Annotated in this window: 23 protein-coding genes, 1 tRNA gene and 2 pseudogenes; 18 read left to right on the top strand and 8 right to left on the bottom strand. The window is 36.0% G+C overall.

The genetic code is table 11. From position 1 onward, the window contains the following. Positions 1-13 precede the first annotated feature (13 nt). Positions 14-622 (top strand): single-stranded DNA-binding protein, encoded by a 609-nt coding sequence (gene ssb / locus PYV58_RS21210; RefSeq protein ID WP_004718569.1) that lies wholly within the window; start codon positions 14-16, stop codon positions 620-622. A gap of 84 nt (positions 623-706) precedes the next feature. Here the strand turns inward: ssb and PYV58_RS21205 are convergent, their stop codons facing one another. Continuing rightward, positions 707-1,171, bottom strand: coding sequence for a hotdog fold domain-containing protein (locus PYV58_RS21205; RefSeq protein ID WP_034611305.1), 465 nt, complete (start codon positions 1,169-1,171; stop codon positions 707-709). A gap of 150 nt (positions 1,172-1,321) precedes the next feature. Between PYV58_RS21205 and PYV58_RS21200 the strand changes: the two genes are divergently transcribed. Beyond that, complete coding sequence (locus PYV58_RS21200; protein ID WP_034611308.1) at positions 1,322-1,957, top strand: TetR/AcrR family transcriptional regulator; 636 nt, start codon at positions 1,322-1,324, stop codon at positions 1,955-1,957. Between the two features lie 33 nt (positions 1,958-1,990). On the opposite strand, the gene PYV58_RS21195 is transcribed toward PYV58_RS21200, so the two are convergent. Next, positions 1,991-2,326, bottom strand: a complete 336-nt coding sequence (locus PYV58_RS21195; protein WP_034611310.1) for a hypothetical protein — start codon at positions 2,324-2,326, stop codon at positions 1,991-1,993. Positions 2,327-2,546: 220 nt separating this feature from the next. Between PYV58_RS21195 and ahpC the strand changes: the two genes are divergently transcribed. Beyond that, on the top strand, positions 2,547-3,110 hold the full coding sequence (ahpC, locus tag PYV58_RS21190) for an alkyl hydroperoxide reductase subunit C (RefSeq protein WP_004718560.1): 564 nt from the start codon (positions 2,547-2,549) through the stop codon (positions 3,108-3,110). A gap of 68 nt (positions 3,111-3,178) precedes the next feature. Here the strand turns inward: ahpC and PYV58_RS21185 are convergent, their stop codons facing one another. Beyond that, complete coding sequence (locus tag PYV58_RS21185; RefSeq protein WP_034611312.1) at positions 3,179-4,102, bottom strand: LysR substrate-binding domain-containing protein; 924 nt, start codon at positions 4,100-4,102, stop codon at positions 3,179-3,181. A gap of 131 nt (positions 4,103-4,233) precedes the next feature. Next, a complete protein-coding gene (gene ycaC / locus PYV58_RS21180; RefSeq protein ID WP_004818434.1) occupies positions 4,234-4,860 on the bottom strand; it encodes an isochorismate family cysteine hydrolase YcaC in 627 nt (208 codons plus the stop codon). A gap of 277 nt (positions 4,861-5,137) precedes the next feature. On the opposite strand from ycaC, the gene PYV58_RS21175 reads away from it, so the two are divergent. From PYV58_RS21175 to PYV58_RS21165, 3 genes are all read left to right on the top strand, one after another. Next, the gene (locus tag PYV58_RS21175) at positions 5,138-6,013 is read left to right on the top strand and encodes a pirin family protein (protein ID WP_004718553.1); all 876 of its coding nucleotides are present in this window, start codon (positions 5,138-5,140) and stop codon (positions 6,011-6,013) included. A gap of 814 nt (positions 6,014-6,827) precedes the next feature. After that, positions 6,828-8,126, top strand: a complete 1,299-nt coding sequence (locus PYV58_RS21170; RefSeq protein ID WP_034611315.1) for an FAD-dependent oxidoreductase — start codon at positions 6,828-6,830, stop codon at positions 8,124-8,126. A gap of 60 nt (positions 8,127-8,186) precedes the next feature. Next, complete coding sequence (locus PYV58_RS21165) at positions 8,187-9,005, top strand: class I SAM-dependent methyltransferase (protein ID WP_034611322.1); 819 nt, start codon at positions 8,187-8,189, stop codon at positions 9,003-9,005. 102 nt (positions 9,006-9,107) lie between these two features. Here the strand turns inward: PYV58_RS21165 and PYV58_RS21160 are convergent. Both PYV58_RS21160 and PYV58_RS21155 read right to left on the bottom strand, forming a co-directional pair. Continuing rightward, positions 9,108-9,183 (bottom strand) — tRNA-Thr (locus PYV58_RS21160). A 349-nt stretch (positions 9,184-9,532) separates the two neighbouring features. After that, the gene (locus PYV58_RS21155; protein WP_004718547.1) at positions 9,533-9,760 is read right to left on the bottom strand and encodes a hypothetical protein; all 228 of its coding nucleotides are present in this window, start codon (positions 9,758-9,760) and stop codon (positions 9,533-9,535) included. A gap of 282 nt (positions 9,761-10,042) precedes the next feature. On the opposite strand from PYV58_RS21155, the gene PYV58_RS21150 reads away from it, so the two are divergent. Both PYV58_RS21150 and PYV58_RS21145 read left to right on the top strand, forming a co-directional pair. Further along, on the top strand, positions 10,043-10,363 hold the full coding sequence (locus PYV58_RS21150; protein ID WP_004718545.1) for a hypothetical protein: 321 nt from the start codon (positions 10,043-10,045) through the stop codon (positions 10,361-10,363). 137 nt (positions 10,364-10,500) lie between these two features. Then, a complete protein-coding gene (locus PYV58_RS21145) occupies positions 10,501-11,502 on the top strand; it encodes a Fic family protein (RefSeq protein ID WP_034618329.1) in 1,002 nt (333 codons plus the stop codon). 204 nt (positions 11,503-11,706) lie between these two features. Here PYV58_RS21145 and PYV58_RS21140 read toward each other — a convergent pair whose 3' ends face one another. Both PYV58_RS21140 and PYV58_RS21135 read right to left on the bottom strand, forming a co-directional pair. Next, on the bottom strand, positions 11,707-12,276 hold the full coding sequence (locus PYV58_RS21140; protein WP_034618330.1) for a hypothetical protein: 570 nt from the start codon (positions 12,274-12,276) through the stop codon (positions 11,707-11,709). Positions 12,277-12,325: 49 nt separating this feature from the next. Next, the gene (locus PYV58_RS21135; protein ID WP_034618331.1) at positions 12,326-12,742 is read right to left on the bottom strand and encodes a hypothetical protein; all 417 of its coding nucleotides are present in this window, start codon (positions 12,740-12,742) and stop codon (positions 12,326-12,328) included. 787 nt (positions 12,743-13,529) lie between these two features. On the opposite strand from PYV58_RS21135, the gene PYV58_RS21130 reads away from it, so the two are divergent. The 10 genes and pseudogenes from PYV58_RS21130 to PYV58_RS21085 all read left to right on the top strand — a co-directional run bounded on the left by PYV58_RS21130 (position 13,530) and on the right by PYV58_RS21085 (position 26,171). Beyond that, positions 13,530-14,120: a class I SAM-dependent methyltransferase gene (locus PYV58_RS21130; RefSeq protein WP_034618333.1), complete on the top strand. Its 591-nt coding sequence runs from the start codon at positions 13,530-13,532 to the stop codon at positions 14,118-14,120. After that, complete coding sequence (locus tag PYV58_RS21125) at positions 14,120-15,130, top strand: HNH endonuclease signature motif containing protein (RefSeq protein WP_275059678.1); 1,011 nt, start codon at positions 14,120-14,122, stop codon at positions 15,128-15,130. Before PYV58_RS21130 ends, PYV58_RS21125 begins: the two co-directional genes overlap by 1 nt. Before the next feature lie 124 nt (positions 15,131-15,254). After that, a complete protein-coding gene (locus PYV58_RS21120; protein WP_275059677.1) occupies positions 15,255-16,205 on the top strand; it encodes a hypothetical protein in 951 nt (316 codons plus the stop codon). 166 nt (positions 16,206-16,371) lie between these two features. After that, positions 16,372-17,441, top strand: a pseudogene (locus tag PYV58_RS21115) (IS3 family transposase). A 195-nt stretch (positions 17,442-17,636) separates the two neighbouring features. Next, positions 17,637-17,867: an AlpA family phage regulatory protein gene (locus tag PYV58_RS21110; protein ID WP_034613941.1), complete on the top strand. Its 231-nt coding sequence runs from the start codon at positions 17,637-17,639 to the stop codon at positions 17,865-17,867. Between the two features lie 261 nt (positions 17,868-18,128). Further along, positions 18,129-19,400, top strand: a complete 1,272-nt coding sequence (locus tag PYV58_RS21105) for a DUF6361 family protein (protein ID WP_034613936.1) — start codon at positions 18,129-18,131, stop codon at positions 19,398-19,400. A gap of 3 nt (positions 19,401-19,403) precedes the next feature. Beyond that, positions 19,404-21,236: a phospholipase D family protein gene (locus PYV58_RS21100; RefSeq protein WP_275059676.1), complete on the top strand. Its 1,833-nt coding sequence runs from the start codon at positions 19,404-19,406 to the stop codon at positions 21,234-21,236. A gap of 1 nt (position 21,237) precedes the next feature. Then, positions 21,238-24,498 carry a DEAD/DEAH box helicase gene (locus tag PYV58_RS21095; protein ID WP_051671014.1) on the top strand — a complete coding sequence of 1,087 codons (3,261 nt, stop codon included), beginning with the start codon at positions 21,238-21,240 and terminating at the stop codon, positions 24,496-24,498. Positions 24,499-24,567: 69 nt separating this feature from the next. Then, a complete protein-coding gene (locus tag PYV58_RS21090) occupies positions 24,568-25,161 on the top strand; it encodes a class I SAM-dependent methyltransferase (RefSeq protein WP_034613938.1) in 594 nt (197 codons plus the stop codon). Next, positions 25,161-26,171: pseudogene (locus tag PYV58_RS21085) on the top strand (HNH endonuclease signature motif containing protein). Before PYV58_RS21090 ends, PYV58_RS21085 begins: the two are co-directional and overlap by 1 nt. The last annotated feature ends 185 nt before the right edge of the window (positions 26,172-26,356 follow it).

The following is a 26,356-nucleotide window of genomic DNA, read 5'->3' as shown; positions in this document are numbered from 1 at the left end:
AAGATAACATCTAATGCGTGGTGTAAATAAAGTTATTTTAGTTGGTACTTTAGGTCGTGATCCTGAGACTAAAACTTTCCCAAATGGGGGTTCTCTCACTCAATTTTCAATTGCGACAAGTGAATCTTGGACAGACAAAAATTCTGGTGAAAGAAAAGAACAAACGGAATGGCATCGTATTGTATTGCACAACCGTTTAGGTGAGATTGCACAGCAGTATTTACGTAAAGGCTCAAAAGTTTATATTGAAGGTTCTTTACGTACCCGTCAGTGGACGGATCAAAATGGTCAAGAGCGCTATACCACTGAAATTCGTGGCGAACAAATGCAGATGCTTGATAACAACCGTCAACAAGGTGAAGGCGCTGCTGCTGACAATGGTGGTTATAACCAACCACGTTTCAATAACAACCAGCAAGGTGGTTTTAACAACAACCAAGGCGGTGGCGGTTATGCGAATCAAGGTAATCAAGGTGGTGGTTACGGCAATGCCAATCCACAAGGTGGCTATGGCAATGGCGGAAACAATGTAAACCAAGGTTTTCAATCGCCTAAACCTGCAGCTGCACCATCAGCACCTACTGCTGCCCCTGCGGATTTGGATGATGACTTACCGTTTTAATTGATAAAAACGGTCAAGCTTTATCAAAACCCTTTGTGAAAACAAAGGGTTTTTTTATGAATCTCATGATTTGGTTTTAGACAATCACTTTTTCGCAGAAACCCACATGGTAATCACAGCTTTAAACACCAGATTATTTTGTGTGTCTTTGACCTCCACATTGACCAAATAATCACTGCCTTGATTCCACTGAAAATTGCGCTCAACAGGCGTGGCAATCGCAATTAAATCAGTTTCAGCCTTCTTTAGATATTCAACTGTCATCCCTTTGGGAATCCAACGATGCGTGGAAGGTACGGTTACATCGGTCATGGTTCCACCAGCAAGTTCAGCCATATTGCACATGGCAATTGCATGGACTGTACCAATATGATTGAGTACAGCACGGTGTTTTTTGATTTTAATTTCAGCATAATTCGTTTCGAGTCGTTCAAAAACAGGAGAAATACTGCTGAAATAAGGCGCTTTTAAGCATAATAATTTTGAAAATGTCCATTTGCCAGCAGGCTTATTTTTAAATCTGTTCCACAGCTTTAGGGTTTGGCTCATTGTTGTATTCCTTATTTAGTTTACAGAATATTATTTAGTTTGCAGAATATTATTCTAATACAGAATTAAATTCTGTTTTTGGCTCGACAGACGATTTGAATCGCGTAAAATGTCATATAGAAAATGCTTAAATAAAATCAAAGGCTGTACATGAATAATCAAAGTTTGTTGGAACGTCGTTATAGTGGACGTCGTGCAGAATTAAAACGTGTGATTTTAACGGAAGCATTAGCCTGTTTTTTAGAATATGGGATTGAAACAACAACAATAGAAATGATCCGTGAACGTGCGCAAACCAGTGTGGGAGCGATTTATCACCATTTTAAAAATAAAGAAGGTTTAGTGGCAGCCCTGTATATTTTAGCCATAGAAGACCAAGCAGAACGCCGTGATCAAGCATTATTGTCTGCACAAAGTCTACAGCAGGGTATCCAAGTGATGACAGCAAGTTATATAGACTGGGTGATGGATTATCCTGATTTCGCCAGATTTTTATATACTGCCAATTTTAGTATTTCTAAAAGTACTCAACGGGATCAGCTAAAACAGCAGAATCATTTACGTAATCAGCACTTATTGGCTTGGATGAAACAACAACCAGATTATGGGGTGATCAAGAACATTCCCCATGAATTATTATTGTCATTTATGGTTGGATCGACAGAAAGTTATTGTCGGGCATGGTTGTCAGGTAAAGTGAAAGCCACGCCAAAAGTTTACCAAGCAGCATTGGCACATGCGGCTTGGTGCAGTTTAGAAAGCGTATATCAGCAACAACAAGGCTGAATAACCAAGCTTGTTAAATCATGGATGCTATGATTAAAAAATTCGTGAGCTTTGCATATAGTGCGCTGTGACTTGATCTAAGTGATTAAGAATGGTTGCACGATCTTGAGTCTGAATTGCTGTGTCCAGTTGCTGCATATAGCCTAGCAATTGGTTTTTTGCTTTTGCCGCAAATTCAGCAGTAATGGCTTGATCTTCATAAAGTAAGACATAGTTTTTGGCAAAACCATAAATCATAAAAATCGCCGTTTTCTCAAAATCAGCCTCAGAATGAGCAATTTGAGATTCACAGTTTATTTTCAGTTGTTTAAAAGCGTCTGTACCAAAAGGAAGGTTTTGGAATTGCTCCAAAAGAATTGAGAACGTCATTTTTTAAAGTCCACTCAAAAAGAAAATCTATAGAGTAAAAGGCGAAAGGTCAAGCAAAGTTTGAAATAATATTTTCGATCAAACCAAACCAACAGATTGGAAAAATAAATCTATAAAACCGATTGTTTTTATTAAAAACTCCAGTTTTACCGATTTAATAATTTTTCGTATAGTGATTTCACAGATAAGCAATCCCTGAAACCAATTGAAGGAAGACCAAATGAGTTTGATCAATACTGAAGTTAAAGCATTTAATGCAACTGCATATAAAAATGGTGAATTTATCGAAGTGTCTGAAAAAGACTTCTTGGGTAAATGGTCTGTGGTATTTTTCTATCCTGCTGACTTTACTTTTGTCTGCCCAACAGAGTTAGGCGATCTAGCAGACAACTATGCTGAATTCCAAAAAATGGGTGTAGAAATTTATTCAGTTTCTACCGATACACACTTTACCCATAAAGCATGGCATGACAACTCAGATGAAATCAAAAAGATCCAATACCCAATGGTGGGTGATCCAACATGGGCTTTGGCAAAAAACTTTGAAGTGTTGATTGAAGCTGAAGGTCTTGCAGATCGTGGCACTTTCGTGATTGATCCTGAAGGTAAAATCCAAATTATTGAAATCAATGCTGGTGGCATTGGACGTGATGCACAAGAATTACTGCGTAAAGTGAAAGCAGCACAATATGTGCACGCACACCCAGGTGAAGTATGTCCAGCAAAATGGAAAGAAGGCGATGCAACACTTGCACCTTCAATTGATTTAATCGGTAAAATCTAATCATTGCCTAGGATTAGAATTGAAAAACCAGAAGTTTAACTTCTGGTTTTTTTATTGTTCGCTTGGCTTTATAAAATATAACCATCGTGTTTAGGTGCATAGGCACGAATACCTTCAACTAAATCTTCAATTAATTTTTCCATGACTAAGCGTTGACCTTTGCGTGATGCGTAAACCAACTGTACAACACCGATATTGGAACACCACTCTGGTAACAGATGGATTAAACGCCCTGAAGCAATGTCTCGTTCTACCGTTAAATAGGGAAGATCAGCAATACCTAAGCCATCGAGTACCGCATAATACGCACCCATTAAGTCATTACTTTTGACCCGAGGCTGTAACGGAATATCAATTTCTTCACGTTGCTGAATATGATGTAAATGCCAATGATAGTGCTGTTTATCTGTACCTAATACAATGGTTGGAAATTCACACAGTTCTGTAACATGTTGAATTTCACGATCGCCTAAAAGTTCAGGACTAATCACTAAACAGTGCGTGGTTTTAATCACATCTCTAACGATAATGCTGGAGTCTTCATTGCTTGAAAAGTTAGTACGAATGGCCAAATCAATATCATCATGCAGCACATCGATACGTCGACTGGTGAGTGCCAATTCAACCCGAACTTTGGGATATTTTTTTAAAAACTGATTTAGAATTGGTCGAATTTGATGTTCCATCATGACGGGTGGGCAACTAATTTTAATTAGTCCCTGTAATTCAATTTCTTGTTTTAATAAGACATTCTGAGCATTATCCGCCTGTTCAATAATCTTTGCACATTCCTCAAAGAATTCTTGTCCTAAAGGTGTGACTTTGAAATGTCGTGTTGAGCGTTGAATCAGAGTCACATTAAATTTGGCTTCTAAATCCAGAATACGTCGGCTCAGTTTAGACTTGGTGATATTACTGGCTTCACTCGCAGCACTAAATCCACCATGTTTTACCACCAGATAGAAATAATAGTAGTCATCAAAAGAGTGCACAGCTTCATCTCAGGTGTGTTGATGATAAAATAGTATCATTAATAGGAAAATATTTTAAAATTTGTACAAATAAAATGCACAAACAAAAGCGAGGAATGCAAAGACTTACATTCCTCGCGACAACGATTATCTTATTTTTGAGAAGTGTTTTGTGTGTAGCTGTTGATCAGATTACGATAGTCAGGGATATGGTTACCAAATAGCGTACCTAAACCTTCAATATCATTACGCCAATCGCGATGTAGCTCACAAGAGGCACCAAACCAAGTCATTAATTGTGCACCTGCATTGCTCATACGGTCCCAAGCAGAGTCACGTGTTAGCGGGTTAAATGTTCCAGAAGCATCGGTGATCACAAAGACCTCAAAGTCTTCTTCAAGGGCAGAAAGTGCAGGAAAGGCAACACAAACCTCGGTGACAACACCCGCAATAATCAGTTGTTTTTTACCTGTTGCTTTTACCGCTTTGACAAAGTCTTCATTGTCCCAAGCGTTGATTTGACCAGGGCGAGCGATATACGGCGCATCTGGAAAAAGTGCTTTTAACTCAGGTACCAGTGGACCATTGGGACCATCTTCAAAACTGGTGGTCAGAATAGTGGGAAGGTTAAAATATTGAGCCGCCGCAGCCAGCGCCAAAACATTGTTTTTAAACTTATCTGGGTCAATGTCGCGGACTAAAGAAAGTAATCCAGTTTGATGATCGACTAACAATACCGCAGCATCATCTTTGTTTAAACGAACGTAAGGTTTTCCCATTTTTTATATCCTTGAAGTCACTAAAATTTAAATTGTGCTTAAATACAAAACAAATTATTTTGCATGGATTTCATGTTACGTGGCTTAATCATGATAATTAAGCCTATAAACTGAGATTAATAATCTCATAAATAAGATGATTGATTAAAAACTACGCTGTGCCGTCGCTATTGAATATCCTATATTTGGGATTCAGCGTATTGGTAGATTGCTGTATTGATCACTTTAAAAAACCTAAAATGGATTCATATTAAAGCCTAGCGATAGGAGTATTGAGATGAAAAGAATTATTGGTGTATACCGCAATCAAAATATGCATTGGGTCGGTGATGGCTTTCCTGTAAAAAACTTGTTTTCTTATGATCGTTTAGGTCAAGCGATTAGTCCTTTTTTATTATTGGATTATGCAGCGCCTTATACATTTGCACCTAGCCATGAACAGCACGGTGTAGGTTCACATCCACATCGTGGTTTTGAAACAGTGACACTCGCCTATCAAGGTGAAGTTACCCATAAAGACTCCCATGGTGGCGGTGGAACCATTAAAACAGGTGATGTGCAATGGATGACTGCGGGCGCAGGCTTGGTTCATGAAGAATTCCATTCACATGAATTCACTGAAAAAGGTGGAATCTTTGAAATGGTTCAGCTATGGGTGAATTTACCTGCGGCCGATAAAATGACTCAACCTAAGTATCAAGCAATTTCTGCGCAAGATATTCCTGTGATTCATTTTGATGACGATGCAGGCCACTTACGTGTGGTTGCTGGGAAATACGCTGAACAACAAGGCGCTGCTTCAACCTTTAGCCCTGTCAATGTTTGGGATGGTCAGCTTAAAGCGGGTCATGAGCAAATTATTCATGTACCTGTTGACCACAATACTTTGGTGGTTGTACTCGAAGGTGAAATGCTGCTCAATGGCACACAAAAGGTACTTGATAGCTCGATTGTCATGTTTGAAAAAGATGGCGATGCAGCAATTCAACTTGAAGCGGTGCAAGATGCTAAGTTTTTGGTCCTTACAGGTAAACCACTGAATGAGCCAATCCAAGGCTATGGTCCATTTGTAATGAATAGCAAAGAAGAAATCGTGCAAGCGTTTAACGATTTCAATAATGGCAAATTTGGTGAAATTGTAGCGGAAGCTTAGTTGATGTTGATGAAAGGTATTTGTGTATAACGGATACCTTGCATGTCTTTAGTCTATGAGTTCAGCCATGTATGAGATATCGAGAAGTCAAAAAGCGGATTGTAAAATCCGCTTTTTTTATATTTAAAATTTTTAGCACCAAAAGGTCAGAAATTTAAAAAAAGAAAAGAGCTTTGCTCTTATTGAACAGAAGCTCTCTTACGCTGTAGTTTTTTTCTTTAGATGATTATGTCTTGTTTTGATTGGGTTGTTTTGTTATTCGCGCATCATAATTAATTAAAAATGTGAAGTAAAGCACAATATATTTCATTTGGTTAATTTATATCCGTTGTTTCAGTATTTTTTGTATGCCGTCATTTTACAAGTGCTGTAATTGATCTGCTTAAAAAGCAAATTCAAAGTAAAAAAAAGGATCTCTATTCCACACTATAGAGATCCTTTTTATGCTGTAGTTTCTTTTATTGTGTGTGTTGTCATAATTATTTGTTTTTATTGTAAATGTGAATTATTTATCGTTTTTATGCTGTAAATAATAATTAATAAATTGGCATTTGTAAATGTTTTTTTAATAAATAGTTAAATTATCTGTATGTTTTTAACAGTATTTTTTTATATATATAAATATCAATCAAGTATAAGCAGGGTGTCGCACAAGAGCTTGGCCTAAAACCGCTAAAATTAAATACAGACCGAGGAATGGAGATTTTTCCTAAAAAATTTCCAACAAAAAAAGTTAAAACTGGAACTTTTTAATACCGCGATTTAATCGACTATAGCTCATAATAAAAAAAATGGTTACGCACGGATAATAACTTTGGATATTGCAGTGATTGGTAGTGGTATGGCTGGCCTGGCCACCGCAAGAATTCTTAAAGATGCAGGTCATAACATTACCATCTTCGAAGCATTACCTGGTCGCGGTATGGATAGTCACAGCATTGAGTTTGAAGGTGGTCTAATTGATGCACCTTTGCGCGTGATGAATCAGCATTTATGGAAAAATACACTGAGCCTTGCAACACACCTTGGCATAAAAACCTTTCCAGTGCGTACCTTTATGGCATGCAGTTGGTTATTTGAAGACAAAACAGAAACTTGGTTGACCACATCACGTACCCGTATTGGTAATTTCCCTATTATCAATAACCGTAAAGGGATTAAGCAGTATGGTTGGCGTTTAGTCAAAGGGATGTTGCAGCTTAAAACCGCCATTTCTCAATTTTTTAAATCTAAAAATCAAGACATTACCCTTGCTGATTTTATCAATCACAATGACATTGAAGAAGTATTTTGGCATGGTGCAGTAATGCCTGTGCTTTATACCATTTGCACCTGTGACCCTAAAACTATTGGTGAATGGCCTGCAAAACCGCTCTTAATCTTTTTAAAGCAATTAACCGATGGTGATGCTTTATTGCGTTTACATGGTGGAACACCTGCTTTTGTCGATAAATTGATTGAAGGTATTGATATTCATAGCGGTTCTGAAATCACCAAAGTTGAGGAACAGGGTAATGCTGTTCTGGTTGAAAATGCACAAGGTGAGCAATTTCAATTTGACCGTGTGGTGGTTGCAACACCGACCAATAAATTAGAAAACTTTTTAAATAAACAACAATTTGCTGATGATATCGCTTTATTGCAAAAATTTAAGTTTGAGCAAGGCGAATTGGTTATGCATACCGATGCATCTGTGATGCCGCCAAATCGTAAAGATTGGGCTGTGTTGAGCTATATGATGGATCGTAAATTTACCAAACAACAATTCACAGTTTGGCTGAACTCGATTGAACCAAGTTTGGTGGGTAAATCTCCAGTGTTCCAAACATGGCGTCCTGTGACCAGCATCGATCCGAAGAAAGTCATTTCTACTGTGACCTTAACCCGTGCTGTGGTGGATTCTGAAACAGTGGCTTTAAACATCGAGTTACAAGCGCGTCATAAAGTCGCCAACCGCAAAGTATTCTATTGCGGTTCATGGTCATGTGACGGTCTGCCAATTCTTGAATCTGCGGTAACTTCTGCAATGCATATCGCAGAAATTTTTGGTGCACCATTGCCATTTGTAGGATTAAAACCTAAAGTTGAGGTGGCTCCGCAACTTGGCTATTAAAGCCCAGTGAATTCATATAAAGTTTAATGAATTCATAACTGAATAAGTGAATGATTTAAAATGAAATGGCTTCAAGCGATTCAGCAAAAACTTCCAAAACATAAATATGCAATCGATGCAAAAATGTTAGGAGATAATGCTGAGTGTGCTTGGACCAATCTAGGGTATTGGGATGAAGCTACATCCTCTTATCCTCAAGCCTGTCAGCAACTTGCTAAACGACTTGCACAAGCGGTACAGCTTACACCACATGATCGGGTACTGGACTTAGGCTGTGGTCAAGGTGCCAGTTTAAAATACTGGTTAGAACACTATCAAATTCAAGATTTAGAAGCGGTTGAGTTACAACAACAGTGTGTTTATAAAATTCACAAACAACTCCCGCAAATTAAGGCGATTCACTGCCAATCTTTTTTAAATTTAAATGCGCTTTTATTTACGCAACCTTTTGATGTGGTGTTGTGTATTGATGCGGCTTATCACAGTGATTTAAATTTATTCTTAAATTCAGTCGTTCCAATTTTAAATTCAAAAGGTCGTTTGGGTTTTCATACGTTGATGCTTTCAGACACAGTTTTAAATTCAAAACAAAAAATGAAATACAAATGGCTACTTAAAGCCGCTGATGTCGATTTAAAATCACTGATGACCACGACCCAAATCAATCATGCACTGCAACAGCATGGTCTTGAGCAAATCGTGATTGAAGATCTATCCACATCAGTATTGGCTGGTTTTAGTCAATATATTGTGACAAGAACGAAAACAGAGCGTGGAGGGCTAGATCAAATCAAAATACAAATGACCGCAAAACTTTGTCAAAGGTTATTTGAAGAGGGGATCGTTCGATATATACAGCTCAGTGCAGTCAAAACATAATTTTTATTATTTACGATGAGATCAAACAGATCAAAAAATTATAAGAAAATGCCTCAGCCAAAAACAACAAAGCCTCACTAAAAAAGCGAGGCTAAGTAAAAATGGTGCCGGCACACGGATTCGAACTGTGGACCTACTGATTACAAGTCAGTTGCTCTACCAACTGAGCTATGCCGGCAACGTGGCGAGAATTTTACAGAATATTTATAAGATTGCAAGCCAAAAAATAAACAATTGAATAATCTTTAATATTTATAGTCTTAGCGATGGGGTCTTGGTCTGAAGCTGATAATGCTGTGTGCTATGAATGCTTAGATTTTTAGAGAGCAAAGGATTTTATCGCTTTTCATTTGCAGGTAAATCAAATAGCAAAGAAAGATAGCTAGAGTAGCAGCAATTAGAGTAAGGACAACTAGAGCAACGCTCAGTAGTTGCTTTAATCTTCCGACTAAAAAGGCTTACGGAGGGGTAAGCCTTGAGTATTTGGGGTTAAATCAATAAATCTTTATCAGTTTTGAAATATAGACTTATTTTCTCCTTAAAATATGATCCAGATCTTGTGCGCATTCTTCTAGGGTGATTGCCATATCTATTTGCATTTGGGGTTTCAATTCGTTTGCGAGTTTTCTCCATTGCTCAATCAATTGGATAGCTTTCTGAATTTTATGCTTATTTACATCTTTGGCAATAGTTGGGGTGTATCCACCACGTTTAGCATTTTTGACTTGTCTTACATAATTGGCGCTGTTATTCATTGTCACTCCCGAATAGCAGTTTTATGCTTTTAACTTGTTTGAATCGCTAATAAGTACCGCATCATGATTATCTTAAGAGAACGTTACATCTATATGATTTTTATTTTGTATTTCACCTCCTTTGAATCGTGCTAGAAGTTCTTTTCACTTGATACTAATTCAAGAAAGTTGGAATTGAAATAGTCAATTGTCTTTTTAGTTGAGTGGATATGTATCTATTTGCTTCAAAAAATAGCTCAAATATCGTATAACTAAGTTAAGTAAAAACTAGAACAATTGAGAATGAAACGATTCAGTATTTTATTATTATTGGTTTCTGTCGCACATGCTGAAGCTCCTAAAGAATGTCAGTTACTTGAACAGACCTCCGAAATGTTAATGCAGTTACGTCAAAACGGTTTGTCGTTAGATGATGTTGATTTTAATCCTGAAGCATTGTCTGCAAAAGAACAGGTATTGTTAAAAGGTATGATTGACGATGCAAAGGGTGTACCGATTTATCAGATACCTTTAACCCGACAAAAAGCGATTAATGATTTTAAGCTAAAATGGCAAGAGGTGTGTCAGTCTGCGGATGTTGTGATGCCAACTGAGTCGAGATAAAGGATTGTTTTATTTCGCCTATAGTGTCATGGTTAAATAGAGGGTGCCATTTCTGAAAGCATTCAATAGCCTATAAAAGACAAAACTTTTAGCGTTTAATCAACAGTGCTTTGTATTTACTTCTGTTTAGGAATGGCATGAAATATCAACCGCCTTATACCATCACATCAAAAATTATTCATCTGATTGCGCAGATCAGTGAGAATATAGGGCGTTTGAGTGCTTTAGAGGAAGTCCAACACAACATAAAACTGAGAAAAGTCAATCGTATCCGAACAATTCAAGGTTCGCTTGCAATTGAAGGAAATACCCTCAGCACAGAACAAATTACCGCGATTCTGAATGGTAAAGCTGTAATTGCACCACCTAAAGAAGTTCAAGAAGTACGTAATGCCATAAAAGCTTATGAAGCATTTCAAAAATGGCAACCCAGCCAAGAAGTAGATTTATTACAAGCACATCAAATTTTAATGGCAGGCTTGATTGATGACGTTGGACAATACCGTCATGCCAATGTAGGTGTCATGTCTGGTGATCAAGTGGTGCATATGGCTCCGCCAGCGAATCAGGTTCCTCGTTTAATGGCTGATTTACTGGAATGGCTTAAAGATAGCCAAGAACACCCACTCATTCAGAGTTCGGTATTTCATTATGAGTTTGAGTTTATACATCCATTTGCTGATGGGAATGGACGTATGGGGAGACTTTGGCAAACATTGATACTTAGCCGATGGAATACTATTTTTGCAAATATTCCTGTTGAGAGTCTGATTTATCAAAATCAAAAGGCCTACTATGAGGCTTTACAAGCAAGCACAGACCGTACTGATTCTGCAGCATTTATAGAGTTTATTTTGCAGATGATTTTGGATGCGATATTGGACTCAAATAACACCGCTCAAGATAGCGATCATGTTAGCGCTCAAGTTGACGTACAAGTAAGCGACCAAGTTCAGCGTTTAATTTCAGTTATGCAGGAAAAAGAATATAGCTTGGCTGAGTTGATGCAGTTATTAGATTTATCTCATCGTGCAACATTCCAAAAGAATTATCTCAATCCTGCGTTAGACGCAAATCTTATTGAACGTACCATTCCAGATAAGCCGAAAAGCCCTAAACAACGATATAGATTGAAGTGAAATGAAAAGTTTTTCTTCAAAGACAATCGATGTAATGATTTGAGGGCCTATTCCATTTCTAGCTTTTCAGATATGGACTTTTTTGATTTCTTATAAAGCTCTGTTCCAACTCAGCTTAGTGATGAATATTTGCGCTGATTCAATATGAGGCATTGAGCTGAAACAGAGAAAATGGTTTATTTACCTGTCATTATTTTAAAGAAATTATTCTTCAACAATGGCACGGTAAGTTAATTTTCCATGTGTGGTATAAAGATAAACCTCCTTGATTTCCTGAGCAGAGCAGCCTTTTAAAACAAGATTAAACACATCTCCATAATAGGTCTCTTTAGGAAATTTGACGGTAAACGGTTCTACACCAATGAGTTTACAGTTCGGATTATCTACTTCGACTTTATCAAGTACATCTTCAATTTCAGAGATGACTTTTAAACGCGTAACATCATAAACAGTTTGTCTGATGACGTTAAAGTTTGGAGAAGTGTCGATAGGGCGAAACTGAACCTCTAGTGCTTCACTTGTTAACAATTTACGCTTGAGCTGAGGTGGTGGAATAACAACATTCTCAGCTCCCTTATAAATACTGTCAGGATCATAGCGATCATGAGCAATGGCAGCAGCCTCAGTTTCTTTCTCTTGCATTTCTTGATAAGAGCCAACTTGAGATTGAGCGTGAGCTGCTTCGTTTGTAAGATCAGGCGAAGACGACTCAGATATCTGAAAACATGCTGTTAAAGTTGATACAACCGTGAGCGTGATGATTAATTTTTTCATGACTAGATTTCCTTGTAATTTGAGCATGGAACATAGACAGATTTATCAATCACAGCTGGTTAAACTGAGTACTTTGCACATACTTAAGGACAGCTAAACCTTTGATATACAACCATCGATCATTAAAATTCTCCGCACGATAATCAAAGATCTGATAAGCGAAGTTATCAATGTCAATTAACTTCTGTTCCTTTAATTCTTTACCTTCTCGAATAAGGGCGTTTAGATCACCGCTATAAATAAAATAACGTAATCGATCATTTTTAGGGATGAGTTGCCATTGCTTGCTTATCGCAACAAACGCATTGCAATTGATATTGCTTTCACAACGTCTAATCACGGGAGCAGAGGATGGGTTATTGATCAGTGCTATCACTTGATTCATATCCGCATGACAAAGTGAGGTTATTGAAAAATAGGCAACAACGGCACTGTATTGTAAGAATATTTTGATTTGGCTATTCATAAAAATAGAATCCTGATTCTTGTTGTTAGATATATTTTTAATTGGATGAATTAAACATCGATGTTTGATTTCAAAGGGCGTAGAAATGATTTACTGCGGTGTTGGTTTATTCCATCCAGACAGTTAACCAATAACTAAAACAGCAATAGCATCAGCAAAAAGCCAATGACTGTAAGTTCCAGCGAGACCTATACACCAATGATTAAAAACAGACGTGCAAAAGTCCTCTTTGCCGAAGCAATGTAGAGATACGATTCAGCTTAGATTGATAAGATAAAATAGGAATAAAGTGAAATTTTGAAAATAAAGAAATAGTCATGGTTGACTCCTTGGAATTATAAGAAGTTCTACCGAATCACTGTCAATTGATTATGGAGGCAGAACGAAAGGGGGTTGACAGACTGGGATCCAAGGAACCAGCACGCGTAGAGCGTCCCCCTCCCGCCCTACCATAGAAACAAAGGGGGACACGAGGGTTCCACGACATAAAAGAATCACTTTATATATCGTGCTGGATCAGCGGTCTGTCAAAACCGACTGGCAATGTAGGCCAGCAAGGAAAGGATAATAGTGCAGGCACTTTTAGTCAAATGTGTGGGTTGAAAGGGTTTTTGTTTGGGTAGGTTTAAAATAAAAAGGTTGAAGTCTTAAGGGTAATCACTTCATTTTGGTCTTAGTAGGGTGAAGGTACATCAATGGAGTGAGGGCCGTCAGTTGAACAGTCGCGAATAGAGGGAGAAATAGCACTGTTATATTTGGTAGAATTGGAAAATTACCAAATATAATGATGAAACTAAACTTGAATTATTACGATATCAATGCAGTAGAATTTTTTGAATCTACTTTTCAAATAGATATGGAGAGTTTATATCAATCCTTTTTAAGATATTTACCAGACAATGCATTGATACTTGATTTGGGCTGTGGTTCAGGTAGAGATACTTTGGCTTTTAAGAATAAAGGCTATCAAGTTGTAGCAACAGATTATTCAAAGAAGTTAGTGGATAAAGCCAGCAAATTAGTTGGAATAGATGTACGATTTGAAAGTTTCTATGAGTTGTCTGAATTGAATCTGTATGATGGCATTTGGGCATGTGCTTCATTACTGCATTGCGAAAGAAAACGATTACCTGAAGTAATAGGTAAAATTTTGGCAGCGTTAAAGATGAATGGTATTTGCTATATGTCATTTAAATATGGTGAAAAAGATCGCCATAAAGATGGCAGGGATTTTACAGATTTAAATGAATTACAAATACGAAACTTATTAAGAGAGTTTGATAATATTTTACTGTTACAACAATGGATTACCATTGATAAACGTCCTGATCATAATGAAGATTGGCTTAATATCGTATTTCAAAAAATGAATAAATAATGTCAATATTTATACCTACACCACAGCAACAGCTCAAGTTTTTGAAACAGATTCAACAAATACTACATTCAGGAAGTTTTTCTTCAACATATAAACTCGCCTTATTGATGAGTCTTTGTCGTTTGGCAATTGAACAAGGAAAAGACACGGCAGAAAGTTTAACTTTAGATTATTTAGATATTTCTGAGAAATTTATAGATTTATATTGGAAACAAACGCTTCCATTCCATTTTAATGAAAATGAACCGTTCCTATTACAACAGAATAATGGCAAGCAAGCAGGAATTATTAGCTTAATTCACACTGCCCAGCAAAGTTATAAATCTCTAGCCTTAGCTAGACGAGATCATTTGTACTGGCTGCAATTGAAAAAGAAAGTGGCTGATACCGTAAAGAGGATGCCTGTAACTTATTTGCAAAATTTTAAAGGCCAAAATGTTGAGTTTTTATATCGTTTAGAAGATTCTCGAAAACAGCTCATACTTTTACCAAACGTCATGTATTGCTTGCGTCAATTTAGTGAAATTATTGAAGAGTTATGTCAAAAGAAATGGGTTGATTTTGTAAGGTTAAATAAAGGGAATTTATTGGTTTTAGATGGTTTGCCTGATCTAGCAACATTCATGTTTGAACCAAGTCGAAATCAACTCCGCCAAGTAGGAGAATTTTTAGTTGACCTACAAATGTGTAAGTGTTTCTACTGCCAAAAGCCAATTAAACAAAATAAGTGGGCTGTAGATCATTTTATACCTTGGGCAATGTACCCAGCAGATACAGGTCATAATTTTGTACTTGCAGATGAAAAATGCAATTTAACTAAAAGTGATTTCTTAGCATCAGAAGAATTTTTATTGCAATGGCAAGAGAGAAACCAAAACTTTGATAGTCTCATTACTGATGAGTTATCAAAGCTTGGTTTTCTAACTAATATTGAACGGTCACATAGTGTTGCAAGTTGGGCATACAGACAGGCAAAGGAGAATGGGTATTTGTTATGGCGTTTAGGATAGAGGTTCCATATAATTGATAATAATATTGATTTATAAATGTTAAGCAATAAATATATAATTAAAGCTAAGGATATTTAAATTATAGAAATTAAAAATATCATTATCAGAAATGGTTCAATAATTTATGTATGAATTAGCAACAAGATTTTTAAATAATTTTAGTCAGTGGCATGAAGTGACTCTGACAACCATTAAAGCTATTATTGCGATAGGTATAATGTGCTTAGTCGCGTATCTTCTAAGCATTGGTTATATCCCATCGGAGATTAGCTTTGGTGATACACTTGTTTTTTTACTGATCTTTGTAGCATGTTCTATTGTCTATACTGGATTAAGCATGGTGTTATTTTTCTTTGGTATATCTTTAACACCACTGGTATATCTAATTTTCACTACAGTTGATAAATATTTACCACCTCATATAAGAATTGGAAAGAAACTTCCCTTTCCAAAGATCAGCATTTTAACATTAGGAGCATCTATATACCTTCTATATAGCCTTCGAAGTTTATTGTTATTGCATTGGAAAATTAGTCTTTATGTAGCTGTTACATCTGCTTTTATTGCATTGTTTTATTATGCTTTTTACATTAATCGACAGAAGATCAAAGAATTCGGCAATAAATTTGAAAACCTAAAAGATATAATTGACGATCCTGATGCTAGTGATAATCTTAAAAAATTTGCAAAAACCAAATTAAAGAGATTAGAAACACATATTAAGGACAGTATACAAATAGCGCTTTTTCTTATTATGACCCCACTTGTACCTATGTTTTTTATCGGAGATATTGGTAAAGTGTTCTTAGAGTACACGATGCAAAAAACTGGTGTAAGTATAGAGAAAGCGACCCTATATATTAAAGCGCCTTATGCCAATTTGATTGATTTACCTAAAACGACAACTAAAGAGCTTAGTCAAAATCAAATATTTATTTTTAAAGATGTAAAAGTGCTATTTCAAGGTATTGGTAAAAATACCCTAATCTCATATAAAGTTAAAAATATTGAGAAACAGATCGTAATTCCGAATGAATATATTACTGTAGAAAGGATTCTGAAAGAGGATAAATGATTTTAATAATTTTTAAACACAAAAAAGCCTAAACCATTACAGTTTAGGCTTTTCAGCTTCCAATGGATGAGGTTGGAATAAATATGGCGGTGAAAGGGTAATCCCCCCTAAAAATAATTGAAGTTAAAAGTAGAAAATCGAATAATCTTGTTGAAGGAGATTTTCTATGAAAACATCTAAATATTCAGACAGCCTAATCATGAGTATTTTGAAGCAAGCCGAATCAGGAACCCCTGTTCCTAATCTGTGTCGTGAACATGGCATGAGTTCCGCTACATTTTATAAATGGAAAGCGAAATATGGCGGTATGGATATTTCCATAATGACGCGACTTAAAGAATTAGAAGCTGAAAATGCTCGTCTGAAGCGTATGTATGCTGACGAACGCCTTAAAGCAGATATTCTTCAGGATGCACTGTCAAAAAAGTTATAAGGTCAACACAACGTAAAGCTCTTGCTCAGCGAGCCGTTGAGCAATTTAAGATCTCAGTAAGTAAGGCCTGTCTCATATTCCAAGTCAGTCAAACCTGCTATCGATATACAGCTCAATTAGACGAGCAAAATAAGATCATCGCAGAATGGCTGCTTAAGCTCACCAATGAGAATAAGACTTGGGGCTTCCAGCTTTGCTTTTTGTACCTACGTAATGTCAAAGGCTATCTATGGAACCACAAACGTGTTTATTGAATTTATAAGGAGCTTGAGCTTAACCTACGAATTAAACCAAACAAACGCATTAAGCCTGAATCACTCGCAGTGCCTTCAATACCGAATGAATCGTGGTCAATGGACTTTATGCATGACCAACTCAGTGATGGTCGCAGTTACCGAATTCACAATGTTATTGATGACTATAACCGTGAGTCACTAGATATATTGGTTGATTTTTCTTTGCCAGCTCAACGAGTACTCAGGGGACTAGATCAATTAATCGCATGGCGAGGTAAGCCAAAGCGTATACGTAGTGATAATGGGCCAGAGTACATTAGTGATTTAATGCAGGCCTGGTGTACTCAACATGAAATTGAACATGTATTTACCCAACCTGGTAATCCACAGCAGAATGCTTATGTAGAACGCTTCAATCGGACAGTTCGATATGAATGTTTGAATCAATATTTATTTCGAGAACTTGAAGATGTCCAAGACTATACAACTGCATGGCAACACTTTTATAATCATGAACGACCACATATGTCAGTTGATGGTAAACCACCTAAATTTAAACAACTATAAGGACTTTGGTTTTCTACTCATTAAATCAATTAAAAATGGGGGTATTACCAAGCCATGTGCAAGATATTCAGAAAGGGTTGCAGCAATCGGTTCAGGCTTTGAATTGAATAGGTGGAAGCAGGACGTTTTTTCTTACAGCGAGCTCTATTATTTGAGCGAAATTGCGCTCGCATCATTGATTGGGAGAAAAACATCATGAATGCGTTCATAGGTCAAACTTTTCAGATGAATCAAATAATTAATATCAAGCATGTTGTTGAATTTACTGCTCTGAGCAAATCAAAAACCTATGAGATGATCAATAAGAAATCAAAGTATTATGATCCTACCTTTCCTCAGCCTATACGATTAACTAAAATGCGTATTGGTTGGTCTGCTTGGGAAATCCATCAGTGGATTGAGTCTAAGATGGAAGAACGAGAGTAATGGGAGCTTTTGCTCCCTTTTTTTTGTATGTTTTGAGCATTATTATTAGCAAGACATAATCTTGATTACCACTTCTCACTCACTTAGTAAGGCTTAACTTGTTTTACTGAGTATAGACAGGCTTTCTGTACGATACTCATAACTGAACCATCATTAACTATCGGTAGTGGAAATAAATGGGAGTCAATTAAAAGCAGAATTATTGTATTCTAATATTGGAAAATTGATAAATTGAATTCATTACCTAAATAGAAAAGTTATATGACCATTACACTTAAATCATCACTTTCATGGATAGATAATGATAAAGAGGCGAGAGGAAAAGTATTAGAGCTTTTATCTCATTTCAATGAAAAGGACAGCAGGGATGAGCTAGGGATTGGTAGCATTAGGGATCGTATATCAGATCTCTTATTTCCAGGTACGAGTACCATTCAAACGAGGCTTCGTTATTTTTTCTTTATACCTTGGCTATATCAGGAAGCTGAAAAAAAACATTTGAATGATACTGAATCACTCAAAATTATTGATCAGCTTGAGCGCAATTTGATTACTAGCTTGATGCAGTCTGATGATTTAGATGGCGTGTTTGGTAAGACTTCTGGCATCACTTTGAAACGATTACCAAGTTCAGTATATTGGTCAGGCTTAGAAAAATGGGGAATTAAGAGTAAAAATTGTTTGCAAACTGAATATTTCTTTTATGCTAAGAAATTAGAGAACAAAAGAGCTCAATTAGAGAAAGAAATAGCACATCTACAAAAGCGTAATGATGATTATTCAGAACTCCAAATTGAAAAAAATAAATCTTCTATATGGCATTTCAGCCTTCCCAAGCCACCTAAAGATTTTCCCAACAGTGTGAATTTAAAAGTTACGGATGAAGAAGCTGGATTTATAAAAGAACAGCTTCGTTGTCATTGTGGTGAGAGCCTTTTGGCTTATCTTGCTTTAAATAGTCACTATAGCCAAGACGTAACAGTACCATGGGAGCATCCACAATTTGAGAATTTTGATGTGGAGACTCAGAAACTCCTTAATCATGCAGAGTTCTTTTCTGTCATTATTCACGGCGCCTATTTACTTTATAATCTATTACTTGCTGATCTCAGCGAGAATAAAAAAGTTTATCAGGATTATAAAAATAAATTACATGAGTGGTATCAGAAATTATACAGCAGGGATTCTCAGGTATTTCACCTTGATAATTGGTTCATAGACGATTTCTGGATAACAATTGAAAAAAGAAAAATTTCTTATGCTGAGCCTATATCAATCAATCGTACGACTAAAATCTTTATTGAATCATGGGTAAGTATTCTTCAGTTAAAAGATCCTAAATTTTATAAGTTGAATAAAGTGAAAAAATTGATCATAGAGCGTGAGAAGTATTTAAAAGGTGCTAGATCAAGGTTTACCAATAAAAAAGCGTTAGAACAGTGGGGCGGAGCCGCGGGTGTAAATGAGTTGAGATATCGTTGGCCGACCGCAAAACAATTTTTGAAAGATTTATCTGTTGTTGAGGGAATTTAGGTCATGTTGAACCCATCGCATAGAAGCTTAAATACGTCTTTCTTAGTGCCTCCTGTAGGGATGATATTTGATGAAGCAATACTGACAACTTATTGCCTAGATCCGTCTGTTGTATTAGAGATTCCAGTCTATCTTTCATTGTTAGCAACTGATAGTAAGCCAATCGACCCTTATTCAATTTTGGCATCAATCAAAAAGTTGAAAGAACGAATCACTATATTTTCACAAAGAGGATTAATTCAGGTTCCTAAAGACAGAAAGCCAAATCCTGCTTTCAGTTATTTGGAAGATATGATCATAGAAATTGAATCTCCTAGAGGAGGCGTTTTTCATCCAAAGATATGGTTATTACGCTTCATCAATGGAAAAGATATTGTATACAGACTGGTTGTACTTTCTAGAAACTTAACTAGAGATAATTCGTGGGACATTGCTTTACAGTTAGATGGACATGTGGGTAAGAAGCGAAATCCGAAGAATGATCCAATAATTTATTTCCTTTTAAACACTTTAGAGCGTTTTCAAGATGGTGAGCTAAAATATAAAAAGGCTCAACAAATGAATAAGATGACACAAGATTTAATTAAAGTTCAATGGTGTTTGCCTGAAGGTTTTAATGATATTTCTTTCTACATTTTAGATCAGGGTTCCTATCCATGGAACATTAAAAAGAATGAGAAATTACTAATTATTTCGCCTTTTTGTTCCGATGCTGTATTAAAAAAATTGGCTAGTTCGAGTAAAACCTGTTTTCTTCTGACAAGAGAAGAGGAACTCTTAGCTTTAAAACCTGCAACACTTAAAGCTTTTGACCAAGAAATTTATACCTTAGCTGATGGTTTGGTTGATGATGATTATACAAATGACGATCAAAGCAATAATTTCCAAGTTAAGACAGATCAGATTTTAACTAAGGGATTACATGCAAAAGCATATATCTATGAGGTCTTGGAAGATGGTGAATCTAGGACACATGTGGTAGTAGGTTCTGCGAATGCGACTGATGCAGCTTTGAGGTGTCAAAAAAATGATGAAATATTGGTTGAACTGGTGAGTGAGGATAGTGAATTGATTAATGTTGATCACTTTCTTTCAAGCATGAAAGCTAATGGTTACTTGACTCAATATGATGATCTCTCCGCAATTGGTGATTCAAGTCTGAGTGAAGATGATCAACTTCTAGAGGAAATTCGAAAATGGATATGTAGTACCACAATTAGGGGTTATTGCACATTCGACGAAACTTCGAATTATTGGAATTATGTGCTAAATGCAGAGGGAATGAATACTCAGAATAATTATCAAGATTATGAGATCAAGGTTTGGCCTATTACTTTAGATGAAAAACGTGCTCAGTCTTGGAATATCAGCAAGACAAATGAAAATATTGTTTTCTCCAACTTAATTAGTACTGCGATTTCAAGCTTAATTGCATTTGAAATCAGACATAAACCTCGACAAGAAAAAGTAAGGTTTGTATTGAAAATAACAGTATCAGACTTACCTTCTGACCGTGATGCTGAGATACTCAGAACATTAATAAATAATAAAGAAGGATTTCTTCAGTACTTAAGAATATTGCTCGGGTACGTTTACGCTACCGACAAAATAGGTACGAAAAATACTGAAGCTGACTTCAATTGGTTAAATAGGTTACTTGATGATGAAACGACCTTGTTTGAAGATTTGTTTGTTATCTACATGAAAGAACCTGAAAGATTACAAGATATTCAAAAATTAGTTCAGGATCTGGGGGGGGAAGATAGTGCTCATATTCCGAAAGAGTTTATTCAATTGTGGAATGTATTTGAGCAAGCAATAAAAGGGAAAAAATAAATTGAATAAAGCAGCATTTTCATCAGACTCAGTTCTACATAATTTAAAAGATTTTCAACGTAATACAGTCCATTGGGTGTTTTCTAAACTTTTTGAGTGTGAACATAATGCGAGATTTTTAGTAGCTGATGAGGTTGGCTTAGGTAAAACCTTGGTTGCTAGAGGTGTAATTGCTAAAACGATCGAACATTTAAGTACCCATCAAGAGCGAATTGACATTCTTTATATTTGTTCAAATGCTAGCATTGCTACTCAGAACATCCGTAGATTGAATGTGACCAATAAAGATGAAGTGGTTAGAGCGACACGTTTAACCTATCTGGTAAGAGAAACTTCTTTATTGAAGCAAAGTCAGGTTAATTTTATCAGTCTGACACCGAGTACTGCATTGGATCATACCCGAAGTAAAGGCGGGCAGGCCGATGAAAGAGCAATACTTTACTATCTTCTAGAACCATTATTTGCATCAATCCAAGTCAAAACAGGGCTAAAAGAATTGCTCAGATGTAAGGTCGGGCTTAATCGTTGGGATGAACGAATAGATGAATGTTTAAATCAAGGCAAGGGAGTTTATGATCAAACTATTGTGAATTCATTTAGACAAGAGCTTCAAAAAGATCTAAAGCTAATGAAGCAAATTGAAGAAACAAGTATTCATTATAGTGATTCGGCTGAATCTGATACCTGTGTCATACAGATGAGAGATCGGTTAATCGCAAAGCTTAGATCAATTTTAGCCTCTGTTAGTTTGTCAGCATTGAAACCTAGTTTAATTATTTTAGATGAGTTTCAACGTTTTAAAAACTTGTTAATTCAACAAGCAACGGATGGTCAAAGTATTGATAATGAAGTACAGATGATTGCCGAAAAGATTTTCTCCGATGATCAAAGTAAAATTCTTATGCTTTCAGCGACGCCTTATAAAATGTATAGCGTGCAAGGGGAAGATGAAACAGATCATTATGCCGAATTGATGCAAATTCTTGGTTTTCTTTTTAATGATGAATCGAAGTTAGAAAGGCTAAAAAAACTAATATTAGAGTACAGGAGAGAACTGGCTTTAGGTTTTACAAATAGTGAAAAAATTTATGATTTGAAGCGTAAAGTAGAGGATAACTTACTTGAGGTGATGTGCCGAACAGAAAGAGTATCTTTGAGTCATGATAATAATTCCATGCTTTCTGAACATAATGAAAGTTCGGTACTCGATGTGGAAGATTTGAAGTACGCTGCCTCAATGAGAAATTTGTTAGGTTCACTCAATGTGAGCAATGTGACTGAATATTGGAAGTCGATACCTTATACGCTTAATTTTATTAAAGATTATGATTTGGGTCGGAAAATCGAAAATACTAAACTATCTCATGAATCTGAATTTTCAGAAAAATTTAAAAATGGATTGAGAGAAGCTAATAAATATAGCTTAAAAAAAGAGCATATTCAAAAATATAAGCCTATCCCATTGAATAATTCTAAACTTCGTTTATTGATTAGAGAGACCCTTGGTCAAGGGATGGCAAAATTATTGTGGATGCCACCATCTTTAGCTTATTGGGAACCTTATGGCGTTTATAAGGGGAAAAATAATTTGACGAAACAACTGATCTTCTCTGCATGGAATGCTGTTCCAAATGCGATTGCAGCATTTACCTCCTACGAGGCTGAAAGGTTAATGTATGGTAAAACACAAGATTTGACTTATTTTAAAAAAAATACACCTTCGAGACCTCTAGATATCAAGACAAAATCTTTTCATTTCCTCAGCCTCTTATATCCTTCCATCACCTTAGCTAAGCTAGATCCTTTGGATTTGATTTTGAGTGAAATGGATTTAATTGAAGTCAATATTACTTCAGTTAAATCTCTAGTAATTGATCAACTAAAAAAACAATGTGTTGTTCTAGATAGTTTTAAAGATCCCGATATATCTGATATTGATACTAATTGGTATTGGTTAGCACCTATTTTATTAGATATTGTGCTTGAGGATGATTTGGATTGGGAATTGAGGTTTGATACATGGGCAAGTCATTTCTCCCAAAAACTAGATGATGACACTGAGACATTAGAAAATAAGACCATTTTACGTTTTGTGGATGCAATTAAATCAATAGTCAAGGAACGTTTAGATGGGAGGGGGTTGGGCGTATTGCCAGAAGATTTTTTTGAGGTCTTAGCTGATATTGTTCTAGCATCACCTGCATTATGTGCATATCGGGCACTACAACGTGTCCTAACTGAGAAGGAGGTTAAGAATGATGCACATGGATTATTTTTAGGCGCATTACGCATTACAGCAGGTTTCCAAAGTTTGTTCAATGTTCCTGAAAATGTTGGATTGATTAAATCTGTTAGTGGTAAATCCTATTGGCGAAAGGTACTCCAATATAGTTTGCAAGGTAATCTACAAGCATTATTGGATGAACATATCCATGTACTGATAGAGTCTTTAGGTTTAACTCATCGATCTGCGTGTGAACGTATATACGAAATTTCAGAGTCTCTTTACTCAGTATTAACGTTACGTACAAGCCATGTACGGGTACATCAATTCAAAGTAAGAAATAATCAAGTGGTTGATGATGCTTTTGATGTACGTTGTAAATTCGCTTTAAGATTCGGTAGTGGGAAAAATGAAGCAGGACAAGAAATTCGAATTGAGAAAGTAAGAGATGCTTTTAATTCACCTTTTAGACCATTTGTACTAGCATCAACATCTATTGGTCAGGAAGGTTTGGATTTTCATTTATGGTGTCATGCAGTGATGCATTGGAATCTGCCCTCAAATCCGATTGATTTGGAGCAGAGAGAAGGTCGTGTACATCGTTATAAAGGCTATGCAGTTCGGAAGAATATTGCAGAATTTCATAACTTTCATACTTTGAAGCCTGTATACCATGCAGGTCAAGATCCATGGAAAATGCTTTTTGACAAAGCTTATTTAGAAAAATGTACATCTAAAAATGACATGATTCCGTTTTGGATTTCAGAGAAAGGAACAACCACGATTCAACGCTATGTTCCATGGCTGCCGTATAGTAAAGAAGAGAAAAAGCTGACCCGATTAAAATCAGATTTAAGCCTTTATAGAATGGCATTTGGTCAGCCAAGACAAGATGATCTTTTAGCAAGATTTCAGGATATACAGGATGTAGAGCAGTTGTCCGAGTTTTGGATTGATCTCAGGCCACCAAGTTTTAGTAGGCCTATTGGAAAAAAGTACAAACATAAGATTAATGTTGAAGCTAAGTTGGGAAACTAAGCAAGTGGATGGGGGAGCTTTTGCTCCCTTATTTTTTGGTAGAGTTGAGAAAAATTATTCGTGATATGAATGAAACAAACCTTAGATTATTACGATATCAATGCATTGGGATTCTTCGAGTCTACATTTAAGGTAGACATGGAGAGCCTATACCAACCATTTTTACGCTATCTACCAGACCATGCCTTTATACTTGATTTAGGTTGTGGTTCAGGTAGGGATACCTTAGCTTTTAAAGATAAAGGTTACCAGGTTACAGCAACAGATTATTCAAAAGAACTGGTTGATAAGGCAAGTCAATTCACTGGAATCGATGTGCGTTTTGAAAGCTTCTATGAGTTGTCTGAGCTAAATCAGTATGATGGTATTTGGGCATGTGCTTCACTATTACATTGTGAAAGAAAACGCTTGCCTGAGGTACTGGGAAAAATACTAAAAGCATTAAAAGTTAATGGTATCTGCTATATGTCATTTAAATATGGTACGGGAGACCATTACAAGGATGGAAGAAAATTTACAGATATGGATGAATCACAGGCACAGAACTTATTAAAAAAATTTGATAATATTTTACTGTTACAACAATGGATTACCATTGATAAGCGTCCCGATCATCATGAAGATTGGCTGAATGTCATATTTCAAAAAAAATTGAATAAATAATGTCAGTATCTATACCAACACCACAGCAGCAACTTAAGTTTCTGAAACAGATTCAGCAAATTTTGCATTCAGGAAGTTTTTCTTCCACTTATAAATTTGCTTTGTTGATGAGTCTTTCTCGTTTAGCGATTGAGCAAGGAGATGATACTGGGGAAAGCTTAACTTTAGACTATCTTGATATTGCAGAAAAATTTATAGATTTATATTGGAAGCAGACTCTTCCATTTCTTTTTAATGAAAATGAACCGTTCCTATTACAACAGAATAATGGCAAGCAAGCAGGAATTATCAGCTTAATTTACACTGCCCAGCAAAGTTATAAATCTCTTGCCTTAGCCAGACGAGATCGTGTGTACTGGTTACAATTAAAAAAGAAAGTATCTGACATTGTGAAAAAGATGCCTGTAAATTACCTACAAAATTTGAAACGTCAGAATGTTGAGTTTTTATATCGTTTAGAAGATTCTCGAAAACAACTTATACTTCTACCAAACGTCATGTATTGTTTGCGTCAGTTTAGCGAAATCATTGAAGAGTTATGCCAAAAAAAGTGGGTTGATTTTGTAAGGTTAAATAAAGGCAATTTATTAGTGCTAGATGGTTTACCTGATTTGGCAACATTTATGTTTGAACCAAATCGAAATCAACTCCGCTAAGTAGGAGAATTCTTAGTTGACCTACAAATGTGTAAGTGTTTCTACTGCCAAAAGCCAATTAAACAAAATAAGTGGGCTGTAGATCATTTTATACCTTGGGCAATGTACCCAGCAGATACAGGTCATAATTTTGTACTTGCAGATGAAAAATGCAATTTAGCTAAAAGTGATTTCTTAGCATCAGAAGAATTTTTATTGCAATGGCAAGAGCGGAATCAAAACTTTGATAGTCGCATTACGGACGAGTTATCAAAGCTTGGTTTTCTGACTAATATTGAACGGTCACATAGTGTTGCAAGTTGGGCATACAGACAGGCAAAGGAGAATGGGTATTTATTATGGGATAATGTTTAAATTTAATTATCTATATTTTTATTGGACTCATAATGTAGAAATACCATCTTTGAAAGGGGGGGATTTTAGATAGTATCATGAACAGCCGAATCCTTTAAATTCTTAAAATATTTTTGATTGTATGCCTTTGGGCTTAACCAGTTATTTGCAGAATATCCCCTAATTAGATTGTAGTAAACCTTAGT

This window comes from Acinetobacter sp. TAC-1 (genome assembly GCF_029025845.1).
Taxonomy (GTDB): domain Bacteria; phylum Pseudomonadota; class Gammaproteobacteria; order Pseudomonadales; family Moraxellaceae; genus Acinetobacter; species Acinetobacter guillouiae.
The sequence above is the reverse complement of the archived record's forward strand: the minus strand, read 5'-3'. Positions and strand labels throughout refer to the sequence as shown.